8 protein-coding genes are annotated in these 11,856 nt (G+C 61.0%); 3 read left to right on the forward strand and 5 right to left on the reverse strand.

Going from position 1 to position 11,856, the window contains the following annotated elements; translation table 11 throughout:
- Positions 1-2,188 (forward strand): xanthine dehydrogenase family protein molybdopterin-binding subunit (locus VJR68_RS13020; protein WP_324148244.1); only part of this gene is annotated, 2,188 nt, incomplete at its 5' end.
- 222 nt (positions 2,189-2,410) lie between these two features.
- Here VJR68_RS13020 and VJR68_RS13025 read toward each other — a convergent pair.
- On the reverse strand, positions 2,411-3,784 hold the full coding sequence (locus tag VJR68_RS13025) for an FAD-containing oxidoreductase (RefSeq protein ID WP_324148245.1): 1,374 nt from the start codon (positions 3,782-3,784) through the stop codon (positions 2,411-2,413).
- A gap of 195 nt (positions 3,785-3,979) precedes the next feature.
- Here VJR68_RS13025 and VJR68_RS13030 point away from each other — a divergent pair, with 195 nt between their 5' ends.
- Positions 3,980-5,131 (forward strand): hypothetical protein, encoded by a 1,152-nt coding sequence (locus tag VJR68_RS13030; protein WP_324148247.1) that lies wholly within the window; start codon positions 3,980-3,982, stop codon positions 5,129-5,131.
- A gap of 358 nt (positions 5,132-5,489) precedes the next feature.
- Here VJR68_RS13030 and VJR68_RS13035 read toward each other — a convergent pair whose 3' ends face one another.
- Positions 5,490-7,085 (reverse strand): GH39 family glycosyl hydrolase, encoded by a 1,596-nt coding sequence (locus VJR68_RS13035; RefSeq protein WP_414647784.1) that lies wholly within the window; start codon positions 7,083-7,085, stop codon positions 5,490-5,492.
- A gap of 145 nt (positions 7,086-7,230) precedes the next feature.
- Positions 7,231-8,754: an alpha-N-arabinofuranosidase gene (locus tag VJR68_RS13040; protein ID WP_324148249.1), complete on the reverse strand. Its 1,524-nt coding sequence runs from the start codon at positions 8,752-8,754 to the stop codon at positions 7,231-7,233.
- A gap of 276 nt (positions 8,755-9,030) precedes the next feature.
- On the opposite strand from VJR68_RS13040, the gene tssA reads away from it, so the two are divergent.
- Positions 9,031-10,074, forward strand: a complete 1,044-nt coding sequence (gene tssA / locus VJR68_RS13045; protein WP_324148251.1) for a type VI secretion system protein TssA — start codon at positions 9,031-9,033, stop codon at positions 10,072-10,074.
- A gap of 100 nt (positions 10,075-10,174) precedes the next feature.
- Here tssA and VJR68_RS13050 read toward each other — a convergent pair whose 3' ends face one another.
- Together VJR68_RS13050 and VJR68_RS13055 are read right to left on the reverse strand one after the other, a co-directional pair.
- On the reverse strand, positions 10,175-11,293 hold the full coding sequence (locus tag VJR68_RS13050) for a hypothetical protein (RefSeq protein ID WP_324148253.1): 1,119 nt from the start codon (positions 11,291-11,293) through the stop codon (positions 10,175-10,177).
- Positions 11,290-11,856 (reverse strand): hypothetical protein (locus VJR68_RS13055; protein ID WP_324148255.1); only part of this gene is annotated, 567 nt, incomplete at its 5' end. The genes VJR68_RS13050 and VJR68_RS13055, both read right to left, overlap by 4 nt.

An 11,856-nucleotide genomic window follows, 5' to 3' on the forward strand; every position in this document is an offset into this window, starting at 1 on the left:
CAAGAAGAAATACGGTGGCGAAGCGACCGACCACGGGCTGCGCGACGATCCGCATTTGTTCGTCGAGATCGCGCCGGACGGCACGGTGACGGTGGTATGCATCCGCTCCGAAATGGGCCAGGGCGTGCGCACCAGTGTGGCGATGGTGGTAGCCGATGAACTCGGCGCGGATTGGTCGCGCGTGAAAGTGCGCCAGGCGCCGGGCGACGAAGTGACATACGGCGACCAGGACACCGATGGCTCGCGCAGCCTGCGCCAGAGTTTCGCCGCGCTGCGCCGCGCCGGCGCGGCGGCACGCACAATGCTGGAACAGGCCGCCGCGGCCCAATGGGACGTACCGGTGAGCCAGGTGAAGGCCGGCATACACGAGGTGGTCGATACCAAGAACGGGCGCAAGCTGGGTTTTGGCGAACTCGCCGGCAAGGCCGCGGCCCTGCCCGCACCCGCCCCCCAAACGCTAGGGCTGAAATCACCGGCCGAATTCCGCTACATCGGCAAAGGCAAAACGCCGTTGATCGATAACCACGACATCGTCACCGGTCGTGCCCCTTACGGCATCGACACACGCTTGGACGGCATGCTTTATGCGGTGATTGCACGTCCGCCGGTATACGGCGACAAGCTTGCGTCGTTCGATGGCGGCGACGCAGAGAAAATGCCCGGCGTGGTGAAAGTGATGACGCTGACCTCCACGCCGCTGCCGTCCGGTTTCCAGCCATTGGGCGGCGTGGCCGTGATCGCCAACAACAGCTGGACGGCAATCAAGGCACGCGAGCAATTGAAACTCAACTGGACCAGCGGCCCGAACGCCGGCTACGACTCCGTCGCTTACCATGCGCAACTCGACGCCGCCAACCGCAAGCCGGGCGAGCTGGTGCGCAACGACGGCAACATCGACCAGGCATTGCATGGCGCCGCCAAACGCGTCACTGCGGATTACTACGTTCCCCATCTCGCCCACGCCACCATGGAACCGCCGTGCGCGGTTGCGCGCTTTGCCGATGGCAAATGCGAAGTGTGGGCGCCTACGCAATCACCGCAAGACGTGCGCAACGAACTGGTGAAGGCGCTGGGTATTCCGGACGCCAACATCACGGTGAATGTCACCTTGCTTGGCGGTGGCTTCGGGCGAAAATCCAAACCGGATTATGTCGTGGAAGCGGCCCTGCTCTCGCGTGCCATCGGCAAGCCGGTCAAAGTGCTGTGGACGCGCGAGGACGATATCGTCAACGATTATTTCCATGCGGTGTCCGCTGCGCATTTCGAGGCGGCACTGGATGGTTCGGGCAAGGTCACCGGCTGGCTGCATCGCACGGTGGCACCCTCCATCTCATCCACCTTCATGCCCGGCGTCGATCACGAACAAGCCGGCGAATTGAACCAGGGCATCGTTGACCTGCCGTTCGCCATCCCCAACGTACGCATCGAAAATCCTGCGATCGACGCGCATACGCGCATCGGCTGGTTCCGCTCGGTATACAACATTCCGCATGCCTACGGCATCCAGAGTTTCGTGGCGGAGCTGGCACACGCCGCAGGGCGTGATCATCGCGATTTCCTGTTGGAATTGATCGGCGCAGACCGCCAGTTCGCTCCATCGACACTATTGCCGTTTACCAACTACGACGAAGACCCGGCACTTTTCCCGATCGATACCAAGCGACTGAAGCGCGTGATCGAAACGGTGACGACGGCGGCGGATTGGGATCGCAAGCGACCCAAAGGGCGTGGCCTTGGCCTGGCCGCGCATCGCAGCTTTGTCTCCTACACCGCTGCGGTCATCGAAGTGGAAGCCACTGCCGACGGCAAGCTGAGCATCCCGCGCGTGGACATCGCCATCGACTGCGGTCCGCAGGTAAACCCCGAACGCGTGCGCTCGCAGCTGGAAGGCGCGGTGATCATGGGGTTGGGATTGGCGTTGCATGGCGAAATCAGCTTCAAGAACGGCCGCGCCGAGCAATCCAATTTCAACGGCTTCCTGGTGCTGCGCATGAATGAGGCGCCGCGCGAGATCCACGTGCACATGGTGGGCGCGGATGATTTCTCGGTGCCGTTGAGCGGCGTGGGCGAACCCGGATTGCCGCCGATTGCGCCAGCGTTGACCAACGCGATTTTCGCGGCGACAGGTGAAAGAATCCGCGCATTGCCGATCCGCCAGCAATGGATGAAAGCCAAACACGTAGCGTAGGTTGGGGTGCGAACCCCAACATCCGTATCTCCCACGGATCGTATTGTTGGGGTTCGCACCCCAACCTACGCAGGCTTGTGAGGGACTAGGGAATCGGGAATAGAAAAAGCAGGCATCCGCAAGCGATCGGCCCGCTCTTGCTATTCCCGAATCCCGATTCCCTTTGCTAACCCCAACACCCATATCTCCCATGGATCGTGATGTTGGGGTTCGCACCCCAACCTACGCGGGCGACAGGCTTTGCAATACCGTCGGCAACAGCTCGGCCACCGTCGGATGGATATGCACCGCGTGCGTCACCGTTTGATAGCGCGCCTTGGCATACATCGCATCCAACAGACTGTGGATGGCCTCATCGCCACTGACGCCAAGAATCGCCGCGCCCAGCAACTGCTCGCTCTTCCCATCCACGATCACCTTCATGAAACCCAGCGTTTCACCTCGCTCGACCGCGCGCCCCACGCGCGTCATCGGACGTACGCCGACACGCACGTCATGGCCTTTCTTCAAGGCTTCTTGTTCGGTGAGCCCGATACGCCCCAAAGGGGGATCGATAAACAGCGCATACGCGAGAATGCGATCGGAAATCCGCCGCGCCTCGCCATCCAGCACATTCGCTGCCACGATTTCGTAATCGTTGTACGCGGTATGGGTAAAGGCGCCCTTGCCATTGCATTCGCCCATAGCCCAAATGCCAGGCACATTCGTGCGGCATTGATCGTCGACCGCGATGTAACCGTGCGTGTCCGTCGTCACGCCGGCCTTGTCCAGGCCCAGTGCATCGGTATTGGGCCGGCGGCCGACGGCAAGCAGCAGATGCGTGCCATGTACGTCCAAGCCCGGCTTGGCGCATTTGGCCACGACGCTGATCTCGCCAGCCTTGCCGCGCAGCTCGATGCACTCGGCGGCCAGATGCAATTGGATGCCTTCCTTTTCCAGGATATCGACCACCGCCGCCGACACATCGGGATCTTCCTTCGGCAACAGGCGATCGCTGCGCTCGACGATGGTGACCTCGGCCCCGAAACGGCGGAACATCTGCCCAAATTCGAGCCCGATGTAGCTGCCGCCGACAATCACCAAATGCTTCGGCACCTCGCGCAATTGCAACACGCTGGTATTGGTAAGGTAAGGCACGCTGTCCACGCCTGGAAAATCAGGCACCACGGCGCGTCCGCCTACATTAAGAAATATCTCGTCGGCTTCAATCAGCGCATCGCCCACACGCAACGCATGCGCTGACTCGAAGGCGCCATGCCCGCGCAGCAGGGAAACATTCTGCATGCCGGCCAGCCAGGTCTCGACGCTGTTGCGCGATTGCCCGGATATGCCTTGCGTTCGCTTCCACACGGCGTCCATATCCACGTGCACGTCACCGGTATTCACGCCATAACTCGCCGCGCGCCGCGCCTGCTGCGCCACATAGGCGCTGGCCACCATCGCCTTGGTGGGAATACACCCGGTATTGACGCAGGTGCCGCCCACCAGCTTGCGCTCGATGACGGCAACCTTGCGGCCGGTTTTGCCCAAGCGTTCGGCCAACGAAGGCCCCGCCTGCCCTGCCCCCACCACCACCGCATCGAATCGCTGAGTCATGACGCTGCCTTGACGGAATTGCTGGAATGACGAGTGTGTAGCACGGATGAATAAAAAATCGTCAATCCAAAAATGGCGGTTTTTGAGCGTCACGCCAAATGCGCGTAGTCATCACGATTTTTTCGAAGCTTCACGCGCGCAGCCGTAGCATCGCCGGCATGGGGGGACGATAGGACGTCACAGAGGAAATTCCTTATGAAAGTCACGCAATTCGCGCGTCGCTGGGCAGCGACGTTCTCGTTTGCCGCAGCTGCTTCATGGGCGGCCGCTTACGCACCGGGAATCAACGCAACCGAGCAAGCACCAGGCGGTTCGGTGCTGTTTTCGCAAAGCCATATCGCCTCCGGCGACATCACGGATGCCACCGCGATCGATGTAACGCATGCGGCAGGCGGCAAAACAATGCAGCTCACGCCGCTTTCCCTCGGCACGCTGGATCTCGGTGCACGGTGGTCCCCGAATGGCCACGCCATTATCTTCGAGCGCGTCGCGACCGCGGACTGGTTTACCGAATCGCAAATTTATCGCTTGAACCGCGACAACGGCAGGCTTCAGCAAATCACCCTCGGCAAAAGCAGGCACCAATACCCGGTATGGGGGCCTGGCTCGTGGATTGCCTTTATCGATGGCGGCGTGGACAACAATCAGTGCCTGGCGCTGGTCAGGCCGAACGGCGGCGACCAGCATACGTTGTTTTGTCCGGGACCGGCCGATGGCGCGTTTCAGCCGCCGCAATGGTCACTCGACGGCAAGCAACTGTTCGTCGAGATCCATTATTTCGGCAATGTGGGCTTGAACCCGCCGGTGTATTCCGACGTTTATAAAGTCGATATCGCCACCGGTAAGGCCACGCGCATTTCGCATCTGCAAAGCGCCGACCAGGCCCACTTGGCGATTTCACCGGACGGCACGCGCGGGGTGTATGCATGGGATACCACGACCGCTATGGAAATCGTGGATTTCAGGACTGGCAAGACACGCGGCGGCGAGTTCGGCAACCTTTACGGCAGCTCGCCAAGCTGGTCGCACGACAGCAAGCATTTTGCCTTCACGCGAAACGTTGCCGTGCCGGGTTCGCCGTTTCCGTTTGGCGCAGTCTTCGTCATGTGCTCCGTGAGCGGTGACATTCGCCAGATCACCAACAAGCTGAATCCTTTCGACGCTTACTATCCCGTCGACTGGTCCAGGGACGATTCGCGCATTTTGCTCAATCGCACGCTTCACATCGTTTCGGGGCCGGATAAAGGGGTTTATATCTCGGTGAATATGCTTGATGTGAATACGCAGGCGATTAGTACGGTGGCGGATGGTGGTACTGCGGATGAAGGGGCCTGGAAGGAGCCGTAACGTACTTGCCTCCATGCAGCATCGGAGGTCGACTTTCTTGCCTGCAAATATTCAGTGCTACCGATTCACCGCCTCGGCGAAGGCCGCAATGCTCCGAACTTAAGGATTTTCAACCGCTGGAAACTCTTGTTCGTCATTCCAGCGAAAGCTGGAATCCAGCGACTTTTGGCTGAAAGGCACTGGATTCCAGCTTTCGCTGGAATGACGGGTTTGGGTTCTGTAGCGACTGGAGGAATCTTAAGTTCGGAGCATTGGCGAAGGCCGGGGCCCAGTGACTTTCACGATCTTCAAGTCGCTGGGTCCCGGCTTTCGCCGGGACGACGAATCCTTTGGCCACTTGTGCACGGTGGGCACCACTTCAATGGCTGGGCACAATCTCCACCAACACCACATCATTCGACCGCATGGGCACAGACAATGTCGCATTCCCCTTCGCACCGACGATGAGCGAACGCATGTCGGCATGATCTGCCGTGGCCGCCTGCAATTGCTGCAACTGTGTCGCACTCAGCGACGCAGGCGATCCCATGCGCAAATACGCCGAATACGCATCGTTGGCATCGAACCCGGTGCGATAAATGGCAACCTGATATTTGCCTGGTGCCAGATGCTTGAGATCGAGACTGATGTCCCCTTCCGGCTGCGCAGGCAGCACTTTGGTATAGAACGAACGGTTGCTCTTGTCCTGCTTCGGCTGCATGAAATCCCACGCCAATACCTTGAGCACACCACCGTTCCACGTCACGTAGCTTTGCGCATCCGCCGTTTTAAGTTCGGTGCTGCCGAGTTCATTGAGGTACTTGTAGGCGAAGTACACCGGCTTGCGGATGCCTTGCGGATTCATCAAGCCAAAGCCGCCCTGGAACGGCGCAGTGGGCGGACCGGGCTCTTCGAAAAGATCGCTGAAGGTCCAATAGCTCATGCCTTGCGCCAGCCCCTCGCTCGCCTTGAGCTTGCTGAGCACGTAGCCGGCACTCACATAAGAATCATGCACGGCGTCGCGCGGCGTATAGCTGGTGCTCCATTCGGTGAAATAGAGCGGCAAGTGGGGAAGCGACGAATGGCTGATCTGCTCGCGCACGCGCCGCACGTCGCCGATGATCGCATCCGGTGAGGGCGAGAGCTTGGTGTCGCTCTGGCCATGCTCATCGAGAAAACCGCCATCCACGCCATAGGTGTGCGTGCTGATGAAATCCAGCGGTACGTGCGCCTGCGTTGCGTGTGCAATCAAGTCCGGCACCCATGCCGCGCCCGCGGTAGCCGGGCCGCCCACTTTCAAGGCGGGATCGATCTGCTTGATGGTGCGCGCGGTGGCATCGAATAGCTGGAAGTACGCTTTTTGATCGGCACCTTCCCAGAAGCCGGCCAGGTTGGGTTCGTTCCACACTTCGAAATACCAGCTGCGCACTTCCTGCTGGCCATAGCGTTGCTCCAGATGGCGCACGAAGGCATCGACCAGCGCGGTCCACTTCGACATCACCGGATGGGAGGTGTTGCCCTTCCAGTAAAAGATGTGCTGATCGGAAGTTTTCATCGCTTCGGGCGTGAAGCCCAATTCCACAAACGGGCGGATGCCCATCGCCAGCAGCCTGTCGTAGAGCGCGTCGACCTTGGTCCAGTCGTACACCGGCTTGCCGTCGACTTCCCTATACGTGCCAAGCACGTCGTGGAAAATGGCATGGAAGCGGATGTAGCGAAAACCGAGTTCGTCGCGCACGGTCTTGAGCTGCGCCATGCTGTCATCGCGCTCCAGCGTGCCGGGGTAATCCGAACCGACGGAGAGATTGAAGAAGCGGTCGAGTGGCGCGGATGGCCCGTTCACGTCGATGGCGATGTGGCGAGCGCCCTGCTGCGCGTTAGCGGCGAACGCTGCGCAACCCAGCAGGCAGGCCAGGCTGCAGCGAGCGAGCCAGCGCGGAGAAGAAACGGAAACCATTGCGTTTGAAGTTTTCATGCCTATGCCGCTACGTATGGAGATGACCCGCGTATCCTTAATGGTCGTCATTCCCGCGAAAGCGGGAATCCATGGTGCTCTGATGTAAAAGCGAAACGGATGCCGCTTTCGCGGAATGACGGCAAGGGGCTACGTACCCACGAAACTAACGAATATCCAACACCACCACCGACTTCGACGGCAGCGCGACCGTCAACACACCATCGGCCAGGCCTGCGCCGTCGAAGGCCTTCGGCTCCACCACGTGCGGCTGATCGAAGGTATTGATCGAATTCATCGCCGGCGCCGTCAGCACCTTGCCCTGCACATGCACGCCCTTGATGCCGGCCAGCTGCACGCGAACGGTGTCCGCGCGATGCGGGTCGAGGTTCACCAGGGCCACGTGCACCACACCTGCCGCATCACGCCCGGCCGTTGCATGCACACCTGGCACCGACGCATTCCCGTAGCGATACACCGGCCCTTGCACGCTCACCGGCAACGAGGTGGCATCCTGAAATACCTTGTACAGGTCGAACACGTAATACGTCGGCGTCAGCACCATCTTCGACTTGTCGGTAAGAATCATCGCCTGCAGCACGTTCACCATCTGCGCGATGTTCGCCATGCGCACGCGATCGGCATGAGCGTGGAAAATATCCAGCGTGATCGCCGCTGAAATGGCGTCACGCAGGCTGTTCTGCTGGTAGAGCGCGTCACTGCCCTCCTGGTCTTCCCAATTGCCCCACTCGTCCACCGCCAGCGCCACGCGTTTGGCCGGGTCGTATTTATCCATCACCGCGCTGTGCCTGGCGATCAGGCCATCCATGCGCAGTGCGCCTTGCAGCACGGACATCCATTGCGCTTCATCGAATTGCGTGGACGAACCTTTATGCGCCCAATCGCCGGTGGGAATGGTGTAGTTGTGCAGGCTGATGGCATCGATCTGTTTGCCGGCGATCGCCATCACTTTGTCCGTCCAGGCCACGTCGTCGGCGTTGGCGCCGCTGGCGATGCGCTCGATGGGTTTGGGCACGAACGTCGCGTATCGGCGATATGCGTCCGCATAAAACTCCGGCCGCATCGAACCGCCACAGCCCCACATTTCGTTGCCGATGCCGACGTAGTCGAGCTTCCAAGGCTTGTCGCGGCCATTCGCGCGCCGCTCCTGCGCCAGCGTCGTCTGGCCTGTTGCGGTGATGTATTCGATCCACTGGCTCATCTCGCGCGGCGAGCCAGTACCCACGTTGATGCTGAGATAAGCCTTGGCGCCGATCAGCTCGGCAAAATCCATGAACTCGTTCGTGCCGAATTGATTGCGCTCTTCCCCGCCCCAGGAGGCATTCGGGCGCGCCGGCCGCTTGTCGCGCGGACCGATGCCGTCACGCCAGTCGTATTGATCGGCAAAACAGCCGCCGGGCCAGCGGACCACCGGCACCTTGATTTCCTTCAAGGCATCGACCACGTCCTTGCGATAGCCGTGGATATTGGGAATGGAGGAGTTCTCGCCGACCCAGATGCCGTCGTAGATGCCGCGCCCCAGCATTTCGGCGAACTGCCCGTAGATGTCGCGATGAATGACCGCGCCGGGCCGATCGCCATGCACGGTGACCTGAACCTCCGTGGCGGCACAACCGTAGCTGGATACCAGCAAACATGCTGCCGCAAGGCTGCTTTTCCACGTGCTCATGACTTTCCCCGTGCATGCAATAACCGGTGCAGTCGAACAAACATCAGGCAACGATTTCCATACAAGTGCCTTTACGATTTTGACCAGCGCATTGCACAAGTGGGCTCCTTTTACGGGGTGGCGCGTAAGTGGGGATGAGCGCGCGCCCCCCGACATCTCCGACGCCATCAGGCCATGTTGGGGTTCGGCGACGCCTCACCTCCACCTACCTTTCGTGTGAATCATGACGGCCAATTGCGGTAGGATTTCCACCACCTCAAGGACCACTACGCACCTATGACCAGCCCTGCCCTGGAGTCGTTGCTGTCTCCCCTCGATGGTGAATCGCCCACGGGGGAAAATCTTGAATATGACCCCGAGTTCCTGGCGTTGGAGCGCCTGGCCGCGCCCAAAGCCGAACGGGGAATTGGCGAGGAAGTGATTGCGGCGGAGGAGCCGGACTGGGACAAGGTATCCGGTCAGGCGGAGGCGCTGCTGGGGCGTTCCAAGGACCTGCGCGTTGCCGTGCATTTGACCACCGCCTGGATGCGCACGACCGGCCTGCCCGGCTGGTCCGCCGGCCTGCAGTTGATCCGCAACCTGCTGGAGCAATACTGGGATGGCGTGCATCCACAGCTGGATGCCGAGGACGACAACGACCCCACCGCACGAGTGAATGCGGTGGCGGCGATTGCCGATCTGCAGGGCATGCTGCGCTTTTTCCGCGTTACACCGTTCGTGCAATCGCCGCGCATGGGCCGCTTTAACCTGCGCGATCTGCGCATTGCCAATGGCACGCTGAAAGTGGGCGACGGCGATGACGACAATGCCGAACGCCCCGGCCTGACGCAGATCGAAGCCTGCTGCATGGATTGCCCGGAGGAACAGTTGGCGGCGAACGTGGCGGCGATCAGCGCGGCGCTTGAGCACGTCAAGGCGATCGATGCCATTTTCAACGAGCAGGTCGGCACGGCCGGGCCGGAATTGAAGCCGCTGCTCAGCGACGTCTATGAAGTGAAGAAGTTTCTGGAGCCGCAGCTGGCGAAGCGCTCGCCGCAGGCCGTCGAGGGTGGTGGCGATGCAGAGGGTGAGGTCGCTGCCGGCGGTTCATCCGGTTCCACGCAGCAGGTGCACAGCGGCCGCATCGAAAGTCCGCAGGATGTGATTCGCCGCCTGGACGACATCTGCGATTACTACGCGCGGTGCGAGCCTTCCAGCCCCATTCCGTTGTTGTTGCGCCGTGCGCAACGGCTGGTGGGATTGAGCTTTGTCGATTTGATGAAGGATCTGGCGCCGGGTGGCATGAGCGAATTGCAGGTGATTTCGGGCGAGAGCGAGTAACTCCCGCGCCTTCGTAGGTTGGGGTGCGAACCCCAACATCGCCATGCACGCGCATTTGGATGTTGGGGTTCGCACCCCAACCTACGCGCAACGTGTGTGATCAATACACGCCCTTGCACACATTCGCCGCCGAACGCACAAACACCGTTCGCGTCGACGGGCTCCAGCTCAACGTGAATCCCGCCGGCAATCCCATCGTGATATCTGCCGCAGCCGTTTGTTCAACCAGCCCCACCGAAGCACTGCTGCCATCGCCGAACGTCACCTTGGCACTGATCGCATAACGCGAGGGATCCGGACACGCAGCTTCCACTTGGCGCGACGATGTCGTGCCGTACGCCGTGATGTCCGGCAACGTGCCGGAACTCGGTACACGCTGGCCATTGCTGCATGTGGTGGTCAAGTCGTAGCTGATCGAGACGCGCATGGGCGCTGTCACCTGCAGGGCCGTCACCGCTTCCGGCTGCGACGTGCAACCGCGCAGAAACACCTTGTGCTTGGGCACCACGTGCAACATCACGGCGCCTGACTTGCTCCCTGCCCCGTCCGGGAATTTCAATTCGACGCGCGTGGGCAGTACGCCGGTGATGACAGGTTGCGTATCGAGCGGCTTGCCTTTCTCGTCGGTAGCGGTGAGCTGCGGATCGGCGCATTGCGGGTCCGAGAGATTGGTGCCCACCAACGCCAAGGCGATCGGCGTATTACCCGGATGCAGCGCAAACACCGGACGATGATCGATCGTCTCGACACTGTTGATGACCGGCGTTGCTTTCGACGAACTCGACGTCTTGGCAAGGTTGTCGATGGTGGTCGCCAAGGCGTCCGTCAACGCCTTGGCATCGTTGCCCGGACAACTGGGTGCCTGATCAAGATAGGCACGCGTGCGCTGTACCGCCGCGTCGCCACGCAATACGGCGGCGCGCCGGCCATCGTCCATGATGTCGGCCGGCTGGCTCGCCTTGTCGCCCAATGTTTTGCGCAACGCATCGGCCATCTCGCCCAGCTGCGCACTCACTGCGGCAAGACGATCGTCGTGCGTCGTGCTCGCGCGCGACGCCAGATCTTGCTTGGCCGTATCGAGCCTGGCAATTGCCGCTTCCCCGGTCAGACGCGGCGCGATTTGCGCCAACGCCTGCTGGGCTGCACCGGCAAGCAGCACGCTGCAACATAACGAAACCACCCGGCATGCATGGCGCATCTGGCTTCCTCGTTCGCTCATTCGTCCGGACAATCCGCTCCGCTGCCCGCCTGGCATGCCTGCTGATCCGGCGGCAGCAGAATGCCGGAAGGCACGATGCCGAACGAGCGGTAGTTCGCCGTGATCACGCTGGCGTCGATGTACGAATCCAGATGATTGTTGACGTTCTGCGCGCGGCTGGAGAACAGCGACGTGGGAATGTTCACGCTGTCGCCCACGATCGGCAGGATCGCGCCCGCCGCGGTCTCGGCGTAGAAGTACGCCGGCGGATCGCCCACCAGCGGCACGTACTGCGTGGTGGTGCCCAGCACGTAGATCGGATTGGCCTGCGTGCCGATGGCACCGGTGGACGACCACGAGCCGGTGCCGTCATACGTCCAGGTGTGGTCGGTCTGATACAGATTGCCGTTGGTCACCACGATCGACACCGGCGACGTACCCGCATTCACCACGTATCCGCTGCCGTTGATGGAACTCAAGCTGAGCGTTTGATCGTTGGCGAAGCTGAAGCCCAGCAGCGAACGGAAATCGCCCAGCGTATCCACCTTGTTCTTGCCGGTGAGCGTGGTCACGCCGTTTGCATT

The sequence above is a fragment of the Dyella sp. genome (assembly GCF_035277725.1).
Classification (GTDB): domain Bacteria; phylum Pseudomonadota; class Gammaproteobacteria; order Xanthomonadales; family Rhodanobacteraceae; genus Dyella_B.

What these genes read in the sequence shown, in the direction of transcription:
- VJR68_RS13025 (WP_324148245.1), bottom strand. Translation starts at nt 3,784, where the DNA reads ATGACTCAGCGATTCGATGCGGTGGTGGTGGGGGCAGGGCAGGCGGGG.
- VJR68_RS13030 (WP_324148247.1), top strand. Translation starts at nt 3,980, where the DNA reads ATGAAAGTCACGCAATTCGCGCGTCGCTGGGCAGCGACGTTCTCGTTT.
- VJR68_RS13050 (WP_324148253.1), bottom strand. Translation starts at nt 11,293, where the DNA reads ATGAGCGAACGAGGAAGCCAGATGCGCCATGCATGCCGGGTGGTTTCG.
- VJR68_RS13035 (WP_414647784.1), bottom strand. Translation starts at nt 7,085, where the DNA reads ATGAAAACTTCAAACGCAATGGTTTCCGTTTCTTCTCCGCGCTGGCTC.
- tssA (WP_324148251.1), top strand. Translation starts at nt 9,031, where the DNA reads ATGACCAGCCCTGCCCTGGAGTCGTTGCTGTCTCCCCTCGATGGTGAA.
- VJR68_RS13040 (WP_324148249.1), bottom strand. Translation starts at nt 8,754, where the DNA reads ATGAGCACGTGGAAAAGCAGCCTTGCGGCAGCATGTTTGCTGGTATCC.